Raw genomic sequence first — 17,754 nt, 5'->3', positions numbered from 1 at the left:
TTCCACGTCGGTGGCATCACCAGAAGCGGCCGGCGCCTCGGACTCAGCGTCCTCAGCGGGCTTGTCTGGGGTCTCGGCAGCCTTCTCGGAGGAATCCGCGGACTCCTCAGTAGCCGGTGCGGATTCGCCTTCGTCACCGATGATGGCGATGACTGCGCCCACGTCTACGGTGTCATCTTCCTCAGCCTTGATTTCGAGGATGGTGCCGGCGACCGGGGAGGGGATTTCGGTGTCGACCTTGTCGGTGGAGACCTCGAGCAACGGTTCGTCGACCTCGACGGTGTCGCCGACGGACTTCAGCCACTGGGTAATCGTGCCTTCGGTTACGGATTCGCCCAGTTCGGGCATCACAACAGAGTGTGCCATAAGTGTTAAGACTCCTCGAAAGTTGGAATTAGTGAAACGCTAGTGTTTGATTCTACAGCGTGTTTATAAAAGGTGCGCACGGGTGGGGTGAATTAGGGCATCCTCCGCACGAAGTGGCTGAAGGTGGCCTCCGGTAGGCTAAAGAGCCATGTTCAACCCCTTCCGCCGCAACAGCTCCAAGTCCCAACTGCGCCCGCCCCGCGCACCGGGGGAGACCATTCGCGCAGAAGACGCCCAAGAGCTTCAAGCCTGGGCGCAGGGACGTGCTTTTATTGAGGCCTTTGTTGAACCGGAGACCGTGGTCAACGAGATGTCTGTCGTTGTGGTGGATGAAAACGGCGCCTTCATTCGCCGTCGCATTGGTGGGCCCAAAGGCATCGACGCGGTGGCTAAGCTTCTGCGCTGCGATGTCTATGACGTCGAAGAGACTGGTTACCCCCAGCGCATGCGCGAGCGCATCGAGCGAGAGCGCATTCTGCGCAAGCGGGAGGAACAACGCGAGCGCCGTCAGCGGTTTGAACAGCGACAGCAGCAGAATGACCAGGACGGCAATTAGAGGGGTGCTGCCTAGCCAGTAATGATGGTGGCGCCTGCCTTCTCAAGCTCTTCCAGAGCGGCGGCGCCGCGGGCCTCGTCGACAGGCGCGCAGTAATCCGCCAGCACACGCACCGTGAATCCCTCCGCAAGGGCGTCGGCAGCGGTGGCGCGCACGCAGTGATCGGTAGCGATGCCCACGATGTCCACGGCGGTGATGTCGTGCTCGCGCAGCCACTCTGCCAGGGGAACGCCGTCGGCCGCGCCTTCGAAACCGGAATACGCAGCGGTATATTCACCCTTCTTGAAATAGGCCTGGGCGGGCCCGATCGCTTCGTGCATCGCGGCGCCGAAGGAATCGGCCACGCAGTGCGTGGGCCAGGTATCGACAAAGTCGGGGTTCTCAGAGAAATGAGTGCCTGGGTCGATGTGCCAGTCCTGCGTGGCAACGACAGTGTCGTAGGAAGGCTGGAGGGCACCGATGCGATCGGCCACCTCATTTCCGCGCTCGGCGGCGAGGGCTCCGCCGGGGCAGAAGTCATGTTGGACGTCGACAATGATGAGTGCAGGTGTCATACGCGGCAATTCTATACGCTGGGAAACGATGAAAACACCGATTCCTTTTTATCTACAGAAGATCCTTGATGGCGTTCACGATCACGATTCCGGAGAAGTCGCGGACTATATCCCGGAGCTGGCTGCCGCAAACCCCGAGCAGCTGGGGGCTGCGCTGTGCTCTGTGACGGGCCACCTCTACAGCGCCGGTGACGCGGAGACCCGCTTTACCATTCAGTCCATTTCCAAGCCCTTCGTCTATGCCCTCGCTCTGAGCGAGTTCGGCCCTGACGCGGTGCGTGAGGTGGTAGGACTCGAGCCCTCGGGGCAGGCCTTCAATGAGTTATCCCTAGCCAAGGACCACCGCCCCCTGAACCCGATGATCAATGCCGGTGCCATCGTGGTCAATCAGCTGATTAATGGGGTGGAGTCGACCGTGGAGGACCGCGTGGAAAAGATCCGCGCCTTCATATCCCAGTTGGCGGGGCGCGAGGTGGACGTCGATAAGCGCCTGTGTGACTCGGAACTTGAGCACGCTGAGCGCAACCTGTCCCTGGCACATATGCTGCGCTCCTACGGCATCATCCAGGACGATGCCCACGACGCCGTGCTGTCCTATACCTCGCAGTGTGCTCTGTCGGTGGACGTGCGCGACCTCGCCGTCATGACCGCGACCCTGGCTAATGGTGGCCGCCAGCCGGTAACGGGGGAGAAGATTTTGGACGCCGACGTCTGCCGCATGACGCTGGCGGTGATGAGTTCCTGCGGCATGTACGACGGTGCTGGGCGCTGGATGGCGGAGGTGGGAATCCCCGCTAAGTCCGGCGTATCCGGAGGACTCATTGGAACGCTGCCGGGGCAGATCGGCGTGGCGACGTTCTCGCCGCGTCTCGATGAGCAGGGAAATAGCGTGCGCGGAACCGAAATCTTCCGCGAGCTCTCCTCGGACATGGGCCTGCACTTGATGTCCACGGAAAACCGCTTTGGTGTGCACCCAGTGCGCAGCGTCGACGAGGATGACGACACCGCGATTATCCGCCTACAAGGTCATATCAACTTCACCGCCACCGAAGCCATCCTCCACGAGCTGGAGGAGCGCCAGTTCTCCGGCAAGCGCTTGGCCTTGGACTTCTCCCAGGTCTCTGGCCTGCACAAGGTGGGCCGGCGCATGCTCAAGGAAGGACTGCGCCGGCTGCGTGAGGAAGGCAACGAGGTCGCGCTTGTCGACGACGACGGGCTCGTCACCGACCGCGCCATGTCCGACGGTACGGTCCTCCCATTGGCGGATAAGGAGGACTACGTCATCGCCGGCGAAGAGGTGTGAGCGGCCTAAAGCCGCTCACACGAGGGGCCGCATGGAAGCCGCTCTGATCTAGGCTTCGGCGATCTCGCGCAGCGCTGCCACCACGGTGCGCACCGGAACTCCGGTGGCGCGCTTCGGGGTGTAGCCGCGCGGGGCGGAACCGTTCCAAGAGGGGCCGGCGATATCGATGTGGGCCCACTCGATGCCCTCGCCCACGAACTGCTTGAGGTAGGTGCCGGCGAACTCCATGCCGCCCTCGCGCTTGGCGTTGATATTGCGGATGTCTGCGGCCTGGGACTTGATCTCCTCGTCGTGCTCCTCCAGCAGCGGCATGGCCCAGGCGTTCTCGCCCACTTCGCGGCCGATTTCGGCGAGGCGATCGCGGAAAACCTCGGAGCCCATGATGCCGGAGGTGCGCGAACCCAGCGCCACGATCTGTGCGCCGGTGAGTGTCGCAGTCTCAATGAGGTAATCCGGCTTGTCCTCGCTGGCGCGCGCGATGGCGTCCGACAGCACGAGGCGGCCCTCGGCGTCGGTGTTGAGAACTTCGGAGGTCAGGCCACCGTAGTGGGTAATGACATCGCCCGGGCGGGTGGCGCCAGAGCCCGGCATGTTCTCAGCCAGCGGCAGGGTAGCGGTGATCTGAACCGGCAGCTTCAGCTTGGCCGCCGCGATGATGGTGGCCGCCATCGCAGCAGAGCCACCCATATCCGAAATCATGTCCCACATGCCATTGCCTGGCTTGAGGGAGATGCCGCCGGTATCGAAGGTAATGCCCTTACCTACAAGAGCCACGTGTTTCTTGGCCTTCTTGGGCTTCCAGCTCAGGCGCACCAGACGCGGCGGACGGGCAGAACCCTTGCCTACCGCGAGGATACCGCCGAAGCCCTGCTTCTCCAGCTGCTTTTCATCGAGCACCTCGACGTCAAGACCGGCTTCCTTTGCCTGGCCGGAAAGGAATGCGGCGTAGGACTCCGGGTAGAGTTCGTTGGCGGGGGCATTCACGAGGTCGCGGGCAAGCAAGACAGACTCGGCCACGGTGCGGGCTGCCTCGAATTCTTCGGAGACAGACTTATCAGCCACCACCACGAAAGTGGCTGGTTGTTCCTTCTCCTCCAGTTCGGTGGAGCGAATGCCGCGATAAGCGTAGCCGCCGAGGATGAGACCCTCGACAGCAGCAGAAACACCGAAGTCCGCCAGGCTGGTCACGATGGTGCCCACGCCTGCGGTGGCGCGGGCCACGGAGCCGGCGGCGCGGCGCAGGGCCTCGGCGTCAAGCTCCTCTACATCGCCCAAGCCCAGCGCAATGACCTGAGCAGCGCCCGCCTTCTGCGGGGCGGGAACCTTCACGATTTCCCCGGCCTTGCCCGTCGCGCCCACGGCCGCGAGAGCCTCGTACGTCGAGCGCAGTGCGGACGAGCTGAGAAGAGAGGTGCCCGGCACCTCGAGTCCCTCCTCGCCGGCGAAGGCGGCGATCAGCAGGGCATCTGCCTGCTTCGGGGCCTTCTTGGCCAGCTCAACAGTGGGGAAAGAGCCGCGTGCGGGCAGTTCGAACGTGGAAGAAGCCACGATGTCCTCCTTGAGAAAAGTGACAATGGGATACTCCTCACACACTACCCGTGTCTATGGTGTGGAACGTAGTGGGATTACAGTGGGATTACAGTGGGAGTGGGGTGGGGTGGCAGCGGGGCTAGTGGGCTAGCCGAGTGGACTTAAGGAGTGGTGATCTAGCTAAGGCATTTCTGCATCTCTATAGGGGGCTAAGGAGTACGCTGTAATCCATGTTGAATTACACCGTGACGCGAACTGAAAACCCCACCTCCCCGAAGCGCCTGCAGGAGATTCTGGCGAACCCGGGCTTTGGTAAGTACTTCACCGACCACATGGTGACGATTGACTGGACTGAGGACAAGGGATGGCACGACGCGCAGGTACGCCCCTACGCGCCGTTTAGCATGGATCCGGCGTCCACCGTCTTCCACTATGGCCAGGCCATCTTCGAGGGCATCAAGGCCTACCGCCAGCCCGACGGCAGCATCGCCACCTTCCGCCCGGAGCAGAACGCGCAGCGTCTGCAGGCTTCCGCTGAGCGCATGGCTATGCCGCAGCTGCCAGAAGAGGAGTTCATCGAGTCCCTGCGCCAGCTTGTCGACGTCGACCAGGCCTGGGTCCCCGAAGCCGGCGGCGAGGCAGCCCTGTATTTCCGCCCTTTCATGATTGCTACCGATGTGTCCCTGGGCGTGCACCCGGCGCACTCCTACCGCTATGTCGTCATCGCCTCCCCGGCAGGCGCGTACTTCACCGGCGGCATCAAGCCGGTGTCCGTCTGGCTATCCACTGACTTTGTTCGCGCTGCTCCTGGTGGAACGGGTGCGGCCAAGTTCGCCGGCAACTATGCGGCCTCCCTGCTGGCGCAGGCGCAGGCAGCGGAAAAGGGCTGCGACCAGGTGGTGTGGTTGGATGCCATCGACCGCGCCTACATCGAGGAGATGGGCGGTATGAACCTGGCCTTTGTCTACGGCGAGGAGGGCAACCAAACCCTGGTGACCCCGGCGCTGTCGGGTTCGCTGCTGCCGGGCATTACCCGCGCCTCGCTTCTGCAAGTTGCTGAGGATATGGGGCTGAAGGTCGAAGAGCGTCGCATCACCTACAAGGAGTGGGAGCAGGACGTTGCTTCCGGTGCCATGGTGGAGGCCTTTGCCTGCGGCACCGCAGCCGTTATTACCCCGGTGGGCCACGTCATGGGCGACGAGACCGACTTCCACATCAACAACGATGAGGCCGGTGCTACGACGATGGCCCTGCGCGAGCGCCTCACCGGCATCCAGCGCGGGTCCGTGGAGGATACTCACGGCTGGCTGCACACGCTGGTGGAGGCTTAGAGCGCAATTCGCTTAGGCAAGCTCGGCGGCCAGCTGCACCAGCGGCAAGGCCGCGAGCGCGCCGAGGGGGAAGCCTTCGCTCAGGTTTAAATCAAGCAGTGGGGTTAGTCCCAGCTCCTTGAGGGCGAGGGCATACGCCGGTTCGGGGGTGGTCGTCCCTGCGCGCAGCCAGCCCTTCACGCCGGGCGCGGTGCGCTCGGCCAGGACAGCGGCGGTGGCGGCTAGGGGGCCGTCGATAAGCACCGGCGTTCGCCGCGCCGTGGCCTGCGCGATGAAACCCGCCAGCGCTGCGAGATTCGGGGAGCCGATGGTCTGCACGACCTCCCAGCCCTCCAGGTTGCGGGCGCGGAACATCGAGTCACGCACAACGCTCACGCGGGCCTTCCACATCGCATCCGTGATACCGCTGGCCAGAGTATTCGTCCCCACAATCGCCACCGGTTCGGTATGGGTAATCCGGCCCATGACGCTGGCGGCGACTGTGCTTGCGCCGATACCAAAATCAGACGTGATGAGCAGATCAGTGCCCGAATCGATCTCTCGGTCAGCGGTAGCCATGCCGAGTTCGATGTGTGACTCGCACTCTGCCGGGGACATAGCGGCAGAGGGGGCACCAGGCTCAGTGCTGGTGGACTCTGCGCTGCATTCGACGAAGTCGATGCCCGCTCCTGCCCGCTGCGCAGCGCTGAAGAGATTATCGCGCCACCGATCTGCATCGCTGGGGGAGTGCAATGTGGCTTCTGCACCGTCGACGGTGCGTTGAACGTTGGCATCAGCGCCCTCAAAGACGATGGCTCGGGGGCGCTGAAGGGGCTTCGCCTGCGGGGAATCCTGCGCTGCCGCCAACCACGCGGCAATTTCGGCTACGCGGTTTGGTTGAGCTGCGGTTGAAGGGCGCAGCTGGGGAACCGCGGTGAATTCAGGCATGTGTCCTCCGGTTTAGACGGTGGCTCCGCGCTCCACCTGCGGGCGCGGGGTGCGCCACTTACGCGGCTGGGAGGCGCGGGAGTACGCGTAGAAGCCTAGGCCAAAACCGGCCTCGGTGGTGCCGGGGAACTTGAGACGCACGGCGTTGTTGCACTTGCGCGCGAGCAAGAAACCTTCGACGGCAAAGACAACGATGACCGCCATCGCGCCGATAGAGATGATCTGCGACAGGCGCGGGTCCCGAGTGCTGACGAACATGAGCACCAGCAGGACGATGGCAAAGGGCATGACCCACTCGTTAATGAAGCGGCGGGAGTCTACCCAATCGCGTACGTAGCGGCGGACCTCGCCCTTATCGCGGGCGAGCAAGTAGCGCTCGTCGCCAGCGGCCATGCGCTCCTGTGCCACCTTGTTACGTTCGCGGGACTCAGCGCGCTCCTTACGCTTATATTCCTTCCATTCCGCCTTGGACATGGAAGCCTTAAGCTCCTTGCGATGCTGGTAGCGCTGCGCGTCCGACATCCCCCGGGGATCACGCTTGACGCCGCGGGCGATTTCCTGCGCATCACGCTTGGGCGTGGGGCGGCCCTTCGGCGGCGTGTAGCCCTTGCGGTGCGGTTTCTCGGCGGCGGGTTGTTCTTCCGGCGCCGGGGTGTGCTCGGCGGGGGAAGAAGTCTTGTCATCTTTTTGCCACGGAAGTTTCACGCTGTTTAGCGTACAAGGTCGCGCGGACATAACGGGAATAGGCCCGCGGGAGAGAGCGTTGTGGTGAGGGAACAGGGCACCAGTGAACCACTAGTGAACTGTGAGGCATCCTTTCTTCCTCACCTGTGAGGGGGTAGGGTGGGCTCCAGAAAAATTCCGCATATATAAGAGGAGAAATCATGACCGCTCCCGCGTCTGCAACCGGAGTTATCCTGACCGAGGCCGCTGCTGCCAAGGCAAAGTCCCTGCTTGAGCAGGAAGGCCGCGACGATCTGTCACTGCGCATTGCTGTCCAGCCAGGTGGCTGCGCGGGTCTGCGCTACCAGCTCTACTTCGATGACCGCACCTTGGATGGTGACAAGGTGGACACCATTGGCGGCGTTAACCTCGTCGTAGACAAGATGTCTATCCCGTACCTCACCGGCGCCAAGATTGACTTCTCTGACACCATTGAGGCCCAGGGCTTTACCATCGATAACCCCAACGCTGGCGGCTCCTGCGCTTGCGGTGATTCCTTCAATTAAATTCAAGTAAAGTCACGTTGACAAAACGATGAAGCCCTCGTCCGCAGTGTGCGGCGAGGGCTTCGTCAGTTTTGTTGTTTTAACTAGAGCTTCACGGGGTAGTCGCGCTGCTCTATCTTCGGGTCGATGCGGTCTTCCACGAAGATGCCATGCCAAATCATGAAGGACAGCACCGTCCACAAGCGGCGTGAGTGATCGGATACACCGTCGCGGTGCTCCTTGAGCATCTCCAGAACTTCCTTCTTGTTGAAGATGTCCTCGGTCTGGGATTCGGTAATCTGATCCTGGGCCCAGCCGTAGAGCTCATCGCCGGCCAGCCAGTGGCGCATCGGAACCGGGAAGCCCAGCTTCTTGCGGTGCAGCACGTGCGGGGGAACGATCTGCTCCATGGCCTTGCGCAGAGCGTACTTGGTCGTGCCGTGCGAAATCTTGAGCTCGTGGGGGATAGTTTCCGCGACCTTAAACACTTCCTTGTCGAGGAAGGGAACGCGCAGCTCTAGGGAGTTGGCCATGTTCATCTTGTCGGCCTTGACCAAGATGTCGCCGCGCATCCACGTAAACAGGTCGAGGTGCTGCATGCGGGCTACCGGGTCGAAGTCCTGTGATTGCGCATAGATCGGTGCGGTGACCTCGCGGTGATCCCACGACGGCTTGGCCCAGGGGAGCACCCGCTGGAGCTGCTCGAAGTTAAAGGAACGTGCATTGCCGTAATAGCGCTCCTCCATGGTCATCGAACCACGGTTGAGCAGGGACTTGCCCTTCATTCCTTCGGGGAGTACCTGTGAGAGCTTGCCCAAGCCGCGGCGCAGCGGGGAGGGGATCTTCTCGAACGGAGCTAGCGAGAGTGGCTCCTTATAGATGGTGTAGCCGCCGAAGAGTTCATCCGCACCTTCGCCGGAGAGCACCACCTTGACGTGCTTACGGGCTTCCTGGGCCACGAAGTACAAGGGGACAAGAGAAGGATCTGCTACGGGGTTGTCCAGGTACCACATGATCTTCGGGACAGCCTCGGCGTATTCCTCGGGGGAGACGATCTTGACGATGTGCTCTACACCAATGGCTGCAGCCGACTCGGCGGCGACGTCGACCTCGGAGTAGCCTTCGCGCTCGAATCCGGTGGTGAAGGTGAGGAGGTCCGGGTTGTGGCGCTTGGCCAAGGCTGCGATGGCGGTAGAGTCAATGCCGCCGGAGAGGAAGGAACCGACGGTCACATCGGCACGCATGTGCTTCTCGACGCTATCCTCCAACGCCCGGGCAATCCTATCGAAGAGCTTCTGCTCCTCGCCCTGCTTGACGGGTTGGATAGGGAAGCGTGGCTTGAAATAACGCTCGGAGACTACTTCTTCGCCGGGGCGAAGAGTGACGGTACAGCCAGATTCCACGCGGCGAATATTGGCGTGGAGGGACTCCGGCTCAGGCACGTACTGCAGGTCTACGTAGTGCTCGATGGCGCGCCTATCAAGGCTGAGGTCTAGACCCAGCGAATCGGCCATCGAAAGGATGCACTTCATCTCCGAGGCGAAGACTGTGCCCTCCTTGGTGGTGGCGTAGTAGAGCGGCTTGATGCCGAACTGGTCGCGGGCAGCAAACATCGTGCGCGTTTCGGTATCCCAGATAACGAAGCCAAACATGCCACGCAGGTGCTCTACGACGTCCTTACCCCAGTGGTGATAGCCCACGACGATGGGCTCGCCGTCGCCCTCGGTGTTGAAGGTATAGCCGGCGGCACTGAGCTCTTCGCGAAGTTCTACGTAGTTATAGATTTCGCCGTTGAAGGTAAGGGCATAGCGCTCGGGGTTGTCCTCGGGGCCCCAGCGGAGCGGCTGATTGGAGTGCTCGAGGTCGATGATGGATAGGCGGTTAAAGCCAAAAGCCGCATCATCGTCGTGCCAGGTTCCGGCAGCGTCCGGGCCGCGGTGGCGCATGCACTGAAGAGACTGTTCAAGAGCTTCCAGGTGCTGGGCGGCGTTGCGATCGGCGCTCAGTAGCGCGCAGAGTCCGCACATAAGCTTGCTTCTCCTTATAGATCAAGGTTCATCTCCGGAACACTTTACGGCCGCGGCCAAACGATCTGCGAACCCCGCGCCGCGTTCCCCGTTAGGGTGCGAACTTTCGGATGATGCAGGGGTGTGCGGCTTGTGAATTGGGTCATAGCCGGGAGGGGGAGGCTGGGGGAGCTGGCGTGATCTTGTGCAGGTGGGCCGGTAACATTCCGTACGTTCACTACTTATAGGGCAGGTCCAACGCCCAAACAGTCCAGCGAAAAGGCCTGAAAATCAGGCAGGATGCTCTATTCTGATTGGGTAGGAATGCTCTGTGAGTATTCGAGAAGTTTGTGTGCACAGAAAGGCAGAACACACGTGGGACAGCGTAAGCAGCGCAACCTCGGCCGTAAGGCAGGCCTAGCGGGCGTCATCGCTTTGGGCGGTCTAGCCCTTGCGGGTTGTGACGTCGCAGCGCCGACGGCAGTTGAGAACCTCCTAGGCATGGGTTGGCCGAAGGGTGTTACCCCTGAAGCGACCTCGATGTACAACTTCTGGATCTGGGTCTGGGTTGCTGCATGGATCATCGGTTTCATCATGTGGGGCCTGTTCCTCACCGCTATCTTCCGCTGGAATGCGAAGAAGGCTGAGAAGGCCGGCAAGGGCGAGTTCCCGAAGCAGCTGCAGTACAACGTGCCGCTGGAGATGGCTCTGACCATTATCCCGATTCTGATCATCATGGGCCTGTTCTTCTTCACTGTTCAGGCTCAGCAGAAGGTTACGGCGCTGGACAAGAACCCTGAGGTGACCGTGGACGTTACCGCCTTCCAGTGGAACTGGAAGTTCGGTTACGCCGAGAACAAGGTTGATGGCGAGAACTACGATGGCGCCGATGCTGAGCGTCAGAAGCTTGCCGAGGAATCCTCCCTCGACCCGGAAGGCACCCCGAACCCGAACCCGATTCACGGTAAGTCCACCGGTGACATCTCCTACCTCAACTTCAACAAGATTGAGACTGTTGGTACCACCGAAGAGGTTCCGGTTCTGGTTCTCCCGGTTGACACCCCGATCGAGTTCCGTCTCGCCTCCGGCGATGTTTCCCACTCCTTCTGGGTTCCGGAGTTCCTGTTTAAGCGCGATGCTTACTCCCACCCGGAGAACAACTCCCAGGAGCGTCGCTTCCAGGTAGAGAAGATTGAGGAAAAGGGCGCCTTCGTTGGTCGCTGTGCTGAGATGTGCGGTACCTACCACGCCATGATGAACTTTGAGATTCGCGTCGTTGACCGCGCAGACTTCAACGAGTACCTCAAGTTCCGTGAGGAGAACCCGCAGGCAACCAACGCCGAGGCTCTCGAGCACATCGGTGAAGAGCCCTACGCAGTTACCACCGCTCCGTTCAACTCTCTGCGCGACACCCGCGATGCCGACAACTTTGTCGACACCGCTGAAGCGGCATAAGAAAAGGAACTGATAGAAAATGCGTGCAACATCTAAGGTCTTTTATTCCATCGCGACCTACCTCTTCGTGTCGCTCATCGTCTACGTCATTGGCGTTAACTACGTCAAGGATGATGGCTACATGTACGGCACCGAGTGGGTCGGCATCGTGGGCTTGGTCCTCGCTATGCTGCTCTGCCTCATGCTGGGCGGCTACCTGCACTTCACCGATAACCGCTCCGACATCGCGCCGGAGGATTGGGAAGAGGCGGAGACTGAAGACGCAGCCGGTATCCTTGGCTTCTTCTCTCCGAGCTCCATCTGGCCGCTGTGCATGACCGGCTCCATCGCAGTGCTGGGTCTTGGCATCATCTTCCTCTACTTCTGGATGATTATCCTGGGCGCAGTCCTGCTCGTCACCTCCGTGACTGGCCTGTCCCTGCAGTATGGCCTTCCGAAGGAAAAGCACTAAGGCTTAACCTTTTCTGCCGCGCTTTCTAGCGTCACGACTTCTCACGCCTCCGCCACACCTCGTGGCGGAGGCTTTGTCGTTGAGAAGACTGCGTCGTAGTGCGTTGCGGAAAGTTCCCAAAAGGGAGAAAAAATTTTGATTTGGGTGGAGTGCTGGGGGAGCGGGTGGCTTGCCGAAAGTGTGTAACTCTAGGTCTGTGCTTAGAATTCCAGCACGTTAACGGCCATTTTTACGGGGGTCATCCGAAAGTTGCAGTCCTGCACTTTCGCCCGCGGGGGCGGGTGTGATTTATCTCATTGGCGTTGGTCCGACCAGTTTCGGATTGCGGGCAAAACGTACCTCTTCTTGACCTGTTGCTGGCTTCACAACTGGCGTTGCCAAGTCTCACTACCTGCAGGGATGAGGCGTCGTAAAGCGCGCTAAAAAGTTCCCGACTACTTCCTGGGAGCTCTATGGTTCCTGCCTGGGGTGAAAACTGTGAAGGTCTAGGTCGTGGCCTCAAAAAAATCGGGGGGAAATGAGATGACTTATGCGGTCAGACCAGCCATACTGTTATGCGTGACGAGCGTAGTTTCTAACCAAGGTATGGCAGCACCACGTGTTGCCGCGCTGAACCGACCCAACATGGTCAGCGTCGGCACCATCGTGTTCCTGTCTCAGGAATTGATGTTCTTTGCTGGACTGTTCGCGATGTGGTTCACCTCGCGTGCGAACGGCCAGGAGGGTGACTGGGCAGAGCACACGGCGCACATCAACGTGCCCATGGGCTTCCTCATTACGAGTGTCCTGGTTCTTTCCTCCGTGACCTCTCAGTTCGGCGTGTTTGCAGCAGAAAGGGGTGACGTTTACAAGCTCCGACTCTGGTACTCGGTAACCATCGCGTTGGGTGTTGTCTTCTTGGGCATCATGGCGTTCGAGTGGACAGAGTTGATCATGGCAGGTCTCACTGTTCAGTCCAGTGTCTTTGGTTCGGTCTTCTATATCCTGACCGGGTTCCACGCGGCACACGTGACTGCGGGTCTGATCGCCTTCGGAATTATCTTGGCGCGAATTGCCCGCTCCAAGTTCACGCCTGCACAGGCCACCGCGGCAATGGCAGTGTCTTACTACTGGCACTTCGTTGACGTTGTGTGGATCGGCGTGTTCGTAGTCATCTACCTAGTTCAGTAGGCCGTAGTCGCCGGAGAATAGCCGGCCTACAGTCATTCATCTCCATGTACGAGTTATCTAAAGGAAAATGATGGATAACATCCAGCAGCCCGCCGCAGTGGAAGACACCACTGCCGCGGCTAAGAAGACCCGCCGTCGCCGCAAGGCGAAGCGCACGCTTGCTGGCGTCTTTGCACTGAGTATCGGGCTTACCGGCGCAGGAGTCTTGGCTTCCGCCCTGACCCCTGATGCGCAGGTGGCCACCGCCGCAAAGGATGACCAGGCACTCGTTCAAGAGGGCAAGGATATCTACGAAGTCGCGTGTATCACCTGCCACGGTGCGAACCTGCAGGGTATCCAGGACCGTGGTCCTTCCCTCGTTGGTATCGGTGCCGGCTCTGTGTACTTCCAGGTGCACTCCGGTCGTATGCCGATGATGTCGAACGACGCACAGGCTGAGCGCAAGACCCCGCGTTACACCGAGCAACAGACCCTTGCGCTGGCTGCCTATGTTGCTGCCAACGGTGGTGGCGCAGACATCGTCTACGACGAGGATGGCTCCGTTGCGCAGGAGTCCCTGCGTGGCGCTAACTACAACGGCCAGATCCAGGCAGAGGACGTCGCCAAGGGCTCGGAGCTCTTCCGCATGAACTGCGCGTCCTGCCACAACTTCACCGGTAGGGGCGGCGCTTTGTCCTCCGGTAAGTTCGCGCCGCCGCTCGACCCGGCTAACGAGCAGGAGATCTACCAGGCAATGCTGACCGGCCCGCAGAACATGCCGAAGTTCTCCGACCGTCAGCTGACTGCAGATGAGAAGAAGGACATCATCGCCTACCTCAAGTCTGCGAAGGAAACCCCGTCTCCGGCTGGTTGGTCGCTCGGCGGCCTCGGTCCGGTGGCTGAGGGCCTGGCAATGTGGATCATCGGCATCAGCCTTCTGTGCGTTGCCGCTATGTGGATTGGATCTCGCTCATGAGCAACGTAAAGAAGAATTACTCTCGCAAAGAGCTCGATGCTATGAGCAACGACGAGCTCGCAGCCCTCGGTACCGAGCTGGACGATGTTACCGTTGCGTTCCGTAAGGAGCGCTTCCCGGTAGAGGGCGATCCCGCCGAGAAGCGTGCCGCTGCAAACGTCACCTTCTGGCTCATCATTTCCGTCCTGATGGGCATTGCCTTCCTGGCCGTCTACCTCTTCTGGCCGTGGGAGTACAAGATGCTCGGCGAGGACGGCATGTGGTGGCACACCCTCTACACGCCGTTGCTCGGCTTGACCTCGGGTCTGTGCATCCTGGGCTTGGGCTTTGCCATCGTTCAGTACGTCAAGAAGATCCTCCCCGAGGAGATCTCGGTTCAGCGCCGCCACGACGGTCCTTCCGATGAAGTCGACCGCCGCACGCTGACCGCGCTGCTGAATGACTCCTGGAACACCTCGACCTTGGGTCGTCGTAAGACCATCATGGGGCTGCTCGGTGGTGCTGGCGTTCTCTTCGGCCTTACCGTCATCGCTCCGCTGGGTGGTGCCATCAACAACCCGTGGAAGAAGCGCCACGAGTTGAACTACATGGGTGACGGCACCCTGTGGACCTCCGGTTGGACCCTGCATGAGAAGGGCGTCAAGCTCTACCTCGCTCGCGATACCGGTACTATCGCCGAAATGCACGAAGGCGAGTCCGGCTCGCACTACACCACCCGTGGCGTCACCCGCCTGGTGCGCGTGCGTCCGGAAGATCTGGCTGCAGGCGGTATGGAGACTGTCTTCCCGCTGGCTGCTGAGGATGTCAACGACGGTGCAGAGTACTCCGAGGACAAGGACGTCTACGAGAACCACATGCACTCCATCCACGGTAACCGCAACGCTGTGATGCTCATCCGCCTGCGCAACGATGATGCCAAGGAGGCTATCGAGCGCAAGGGTCAGGAAGACTTCCACTACGGCGATTACTACGCCTACTCCAAGATCTGTACCCACATTGGTTGCCCGACCTCGCTGTACGAGGCACAGACCAACCGCATTCTCTGCCCGTGCCACCAGTCGCAGTTCGACGCGTTGCACTACGGTAAGCCGGTCTTCGGCCCGGCAGCCCGTGCACTGCCGCAGCTGCCGATTGATGTGGACGATGAGGGCTACCTCATTGCTAAGGGCAACTTCATCGAGCCCGTCGGACCTGCATTCTGGGAGCGTAAGTCATAATGAGTAACAAACTTGCACAGATGGGTAACAACATGGACGAGCGGTATTCCGCTGCCGGCGTCCTGCGTACCCAGCTCAACAAAGTCTTTCCCACTCACTGGTCCTTCATGCTCGGTGAGATGGCACTGTACAGCTTCATCATCCTGTTGCTGACCGGTATCTACCTCGCGCTTTTCTTCGATCCTTCAATTACGAAGGTCATCTACGACGGTGGGTACACCCCGCTGAACGGCGTGGAGATGTCTCGCGCCTACGCAACGGCACTCGATATCTCCTTTGAGGTCCGCGGCGGTCTGTTTGTGCGCCAGATGCACCACTGGGCTGCACTCATGTTCATGATGTCCATGATTGCCCACATGCTGCGCATCTTCTTCACCGGCGCATTCCGTCGCCCGCGTGAGGCCAACTGGATTATCGGTTGCGCGCTTATCCTGCTGGGCATGGTCGAGGGCTTCCTTGGCTACTCCCTTCCGGATGACCTGCTCTCCGGTGTTGGTCTGCGAATCATGTCAGCCATCATCCTGGGTCTGCCGATCATCGGTACCTGGCTGCACTGGGCCATCTTCGGTGGCGACTTCCCGTCCGACCTCATGCTGGACCGTTTCTACATCCTGCACGTGCTGGTTATCCCGGGCATCATCCTGGGCCTTATCGCAGCACACCTCATCATGGTGTGGTTCCAGAAGCACACCCAGTTCCCTGGACCGGGTCGCGCTGAGAACAACGTCGTGGGTGTCCGTATTATGCCGGTCTTCGCCACCAAGGCAATCGGCATGGGCATGATGGTTGCCGGTGTCCTGGCGCTCATCTCCGGTCTGATGACGATTAACGCCATCTGGAACCTTGGCCCGTACAACCCGTCCCAGGTCTCCGCTGGTTCCCAGCCGGATATCTACATGCTGTGGACTGACGGTGTTGCTCGTGTCATGCCGGCATGGGAGCTCTACATCGGCAACTACACCATTCCGTCTGCGTTCTGGGTTGCACTGCTCTGTGGCCTCATGGTCGTTCTGCTCTTCGCCTACCCCTTCATTGAGAAGAAGCTGACGGGCGACGACGCTCACCACAACCTCCTGCAGCGCCCGCGTGACGTTCCGGTTCGCTCCGCTATCGGTGCAGCTGCCATCGTCTTCTTCCTGCTGGTAACGCTGTCTGGTGGTAATGACCACGTGGCACACTTCTTCCAGATCTCGCTGAATGCGATGACCTGGGTTGGCCGTATCGGTCTGATTGTCCTGCCGCCGATTGCATACTTCATGACCTACCGCATCTGCGTTGGTCTGCAGCGCTCCGACCGTGAGGTGCTGGAGCACGGTATCGAGACCGGTGTCATTAAGCAGCTGCCGAACGGTGCCTTCATCGAGGTTCACCAGCCGCTTGGTCCGGTGGACGAGCACGGCCACCCGGTTCCGCTCGAGTACGCCGGCGCTCCGGTTCCGAAGCAGCTCAACCAGCTTGGTCTGGCCGACTCCGAGACACAGGGCATCTTCTCTTCCGATGACTCCGCTATCGTCTCCCGAGTCAATGAAATTCGCCACGAGAACCACGCTGAGGAGGCGGAGATGTTCCGTCAGCTCAACGAGGCTAACCGCCGCGAAGACGAGGAGAATGGCCGCATCTAGCGCCATCACTCGCTGAAACACGCTCACAGAGCCCGTTCCTTTCTCCATCAGACAGGAGATTGGGAACGGGCTTTTGCGTTTTCATTTCCTTTTGTCGCGGGGCTTCGAACTGGGCCCTTGGAGCCGGCCTGGTTCATTTGTTCATTTCGGAAGCTGAGCTAAATTAGGAGGGCGTACTTGCACAAGGCATCTGACAAAAGGCATCTTTGGGTCTGAAGACGCCATCTGAAATGAGTAAATGGCGTTTTTAGCCGTCAAAACGCCTTATGACTGATGCCTTTTGCCAGACGCCTTTTGTCAGATGCCTCAGGCGTGTCAATAGAGGCTCCCAGACGTTGGGCGTTGGAGGAGCTCAAAGAAGGTAATCCGTTTCGCGAAGATATGTGCAGTGCACTACGGAAAGGTCGTCGTGAACCGACCTGGGTTGGGAGGGTCAGTAAACCTTGATGTCACTCTTGGCAGTATTGCCTAGTGTTGTTCGGCGGTGGGGCGGGATTTCTTCGCACTTAATTGGCCTACGTCAGGTTGGAGCTGTCTTGGTTGAAGAAGCATTAGACCCCGCCGCGAGCACGCTAGGTGAGCGCGAAGGGCGTCCCAGAGGAGTTCGTTGGATACAGCGTTCTTTCATGCCTAGGCCTCTAGAGCGTGTGCTTTACACTGGTTGTAAGGCCGTCTACGTACCCGCTGTCAGAGGAGCGGTCTGCAGGCGCCAAGCTGGGTGGGAGACCGGGCTCGTAAGTTTTGCGTTGCTTGCCTTTCAAGGTGTTAACCCACAGTTAACCTCCTCGTAGTTTGTCTGATTTCCGGGAATCGAGGAGCGATACGGCGATGCGGAGGTCTCTCATTTGCTCGGGAGAGTGACGCGGTCGACATAAAAACCGCAGGAGAGAACCACTTTGTTGCATGGTTTCAGGAGAGGGTAGTGGGTCAAATGGGGTCGATGTGACGCCGAGTTACACGAGTGTGATGAAGGTTACATCGTATACTTTTGGACGCTCTTTGGGGCTTTAGGTCGGTGTTAAGGTCTAGCGGTGTGAAGTGAAAACCCCTCTGGGTTATTGCAGGTGAGGGCAAGTATCTGCCTGTCGTGCTTGTGTAATGAA

At 60.1% G+C, this 17,754-nt stretch carries 16 protein-coding genes; 10 read left to right on the top strand and 6 right to left on the bottom strand.

What is annotated here, in order from left to right; genetic code table 11:
• Positions 1 to 366 (bottom strand): biotin/lipoyl-containing protein (locus tag HMPREF2526_RS08135; RefSeq protein ID WP_305764317.1); only part of this gene is annotated, 366 nt, incomplete at its 3' end.
• A 148-nt stretch (positions 367 to 514) separates the two neighbouring features.
• On the opposite strand from HMPREF2526_RS08135, the gene HMPREF2526_RS08130 reads away from it, so the two are divergent.
• Positions 515 to 922 carry an oxidoreductase gene (locus tag HMPREF2526_RS08130; RefSeq protein WP_070546898.1) on the top strand — a complete coding sequence of 136 codons (408 nt, stop codon included), beginning with the start codon at positions 515 to 517 and terminating at the stop codon, positions 920 to 922.
• 11 nt (positions 923 to 933) lie between these two features.
• Here HMPREF2526_RS08130 and HMPREF2526_RS08125 read toward each other — a convergent pair whose 3' ends face one another.
• Entirely contained in the window at positions 934 to 1,476 is a 543-nt protein-coding gene (locus HMPREF2526_RS08125; protein WP_070546895.1) for an isochorismatase family protein, read from the bottom strand.
• Positions 1,477 to 1,504: 28 nt separating this feature from the next.
• Between HMPREF2526_RS08125 and HMPREF2526_RS08120 the strand changes: the two genes are divergently transcribed.
• A complete protein-coding gene (locus tag HMPREF2526_RS08120) occupies positions 1,505 to 2,779 on the top strand; it encodes a glutaminase (protein ID WP_046647935.1) in 1,275 nt (424 codons plus the stop codon).
• A gap of 48 nt (positions 2,780 to 2,827) precedes the next feature.
• Here HMPREF2526_RS08120 and HMPREF2526_RS08115 read toward each other — a convergent pair whose 3' ends face one another.
• Positions 2,828 to 4,327, bottom strand: coding sequence for a leucyl aminopeptidase (locus HMPREF2526_RS08115; protein WP_070546907.1), 1,500 nt, complete (start codon positions 4,325 to 4,327; stop codon positions 2,828 to 2,830).
• A 212-nt stretch (positions 4,328 to 4,539) separates the two neighbouring features.
• On the opposite strand from HMPREF2526_RS08115, the gene HMPREF2526_RS08110 reads away from it, so the two are divergent.
• A complete protein-coding gene (locus HMPREF2526_RS08110) occupies positions 4,540 to 5,640 on the top strand; it encodes a branched-chain amino acid aminotransferase (RefSeq protein ID WP_070546892.1) in 1,101 nt (366 codons plus the stop codon).
• Between the two features lie 12 nt (positions 5,641 to 5,652).
• Here HMPREF2526_RS08110 and HMPREF2526_RS08105 read toward each other — a convergent pair whose 3' ends face one another.
• Together HMPREF2526_RS08105 and HMPREF2526_RS08100 are read right to left on the bottom strand one after the other, a co-directional pair.
• A complete protein-coding gene (locus tag HMPREF2526_RS08105) occupies positions 5,653 to 6,567 on the bottom strand; it encodes a nicotinate-nucleotide--dimethylbenzimidazole phosphoribosyltransferase (protein ID WP_070546889.1) in 915 nt (304 codons plus the stop codon).
• A gap of 12 nt (positions 6,568 to 6,579) precedes the next feature.
• Entirely contained in the window at positions 6,580 to 7,272 is a 693-nt protein-coding gene (locus HMPREF2526_RS08100) for a DUF3043 domain-containing protein (RefSeq protein ID WP_070512398.1), read from the bottom strand.
• A 179-nt stretch (positions 7,273 to 7,451) separates the two neighbouring features.
• On the opposite strand from HMPREF2526_RS08100, the gene HMPREF2526_RS08095 reads away from it, so the two are divergent.
• Positions 7,452 to 7,796 carry a HesB/IscA family protein gene (locus HMPREF2526_RS08095; RefSeq protein WP_070512402.1) on the top strand — a complete coding sequence of 115 codons (345 nt, stop codon included), beginning with the start codon at positions 7,452 to 7,454 and terminating at the stop codon, positions 7,794 to 7,796.
• 83 nt (positions 7,797 to 7,879) lie between these two features.
• On the opposite strand, the gene asnB is transcribed toward HMPREF2526_RS08095, so the two are convergent.
• Positions 7,880 to 9,802, bottom strand: a complete 1,923-nt coding sequence (gene asnB, locus HMPREF2526_RS08090) for an asparagine synthase (glutamine-hydrolyzing) (protein ID WP_070512407.1) — start codon at positions 9,800 to 9,802, stop codon at positions 7,880 to 7,882.
• A 354-nt stretch (positions 9,803 to 10,156) separates the two neighbouring features.
• Between asnB and HMPREF2526_RS08085 the strand changes: the two genes are divergently transcribed.
• From HMPREF2526_RS08085 to HMPREF2526_RS08060, 6 genes are all read left to right on the top strand, one after another.
• Positions 10,157 to 11,236: an aa3-type cytochrome oxidase subunit II gene (locus tag HMPREF2526_RS08085; protein ID WP_070512410.1), complete on the top strand. Its 1,080-nt coding sequence runs from the start codon at positions 10,157 to 10,159 to the stop codon at positions 11,234 to 11,236.
• 19 nt (positions 11,237 to 11,255) lie between these two features.
• On the top strand, positions 11,256 to 11,687 hold the full coding sequence (locus HMPREF2526_RS08080) for an aa3-type cytochrome oxidase subunit IV (protein ID WP_046647941.1): 432 nt from the start codon (positions 11,256 to 11,258) through the stop codon (positions 11,685 to 11,687).
• Positions 11,688 to 12,272: 585 nt separating this feature from the next.
• Complete coding sequence (locus HMPREF2526_RS08075; RefSeq protein WP_010190575.1) at positions 12,273 to 12,857, top strand: aa3-type cytochrome oxidase subunit III; 585 nt, start codon at positions 12,273 to 12,275, stop codon at positions 12,855 to 12,857.
• 67 nt (positions 12,858 to 12,924) lie between these two features.
• Positions 12,925 to 13,812: a cytochrome bc1 complex diheme cytochrome c subunit gene (locus tag HMPREF2526_RS08070; protein ID WP_029159009.1), complete on the top strand. Its 888-nt coding sequence runs from the start codon at positions 12,925 to 12,927 to the stop codon at positions 13,810 to 13,812.
• Positions 13,809 to 15,029, top strand: coding sequence for a cytochrome bc1 complex Rieske iron-sulfur subunit (locus HMPREF2526_RS08065; RefSeq protein WP_070546885.1), 1,221 nt, complete (start codon positions 13,809 to 13,811; stop codon positions 15,027 to 15,029). The genes HMPREF2526_RS08070 and HMPREF2526_RS08065 overlap by 4 nt, the downstream gene beginning before the upstream one ends.
• A complete protein-coding gene (locus HMPREF2526_RS08060; protein ID WP_046647943.1) occupies positions 15,029 to 16,651 on the top strand; it encodes a cytochrome bc1 complex cytochrome b subunit in 1,623 nt (540 codons plus the stop codon). Before HMPREF2526_RS08065 ends, HMPREF2526_RS08060 begins: the two co-directional genes overlap by 1 nt.
• Positions 16,652 to 17,754: the final 1,103 nt, after the last annotated feature.

The organism is Corynebacterium sp. HMSC070E08 (assembly GCF_001808895.1).
Lineage (GTDB): Bacteria > Actinomycetota > Actinomycetes > Mycobacteriales > Mycobacteriaceae > Corynebacterium > Corynebacterium hiratae.
This window is presented reverse-complemented; position numbering and strand designations above follow the sequence as displayed.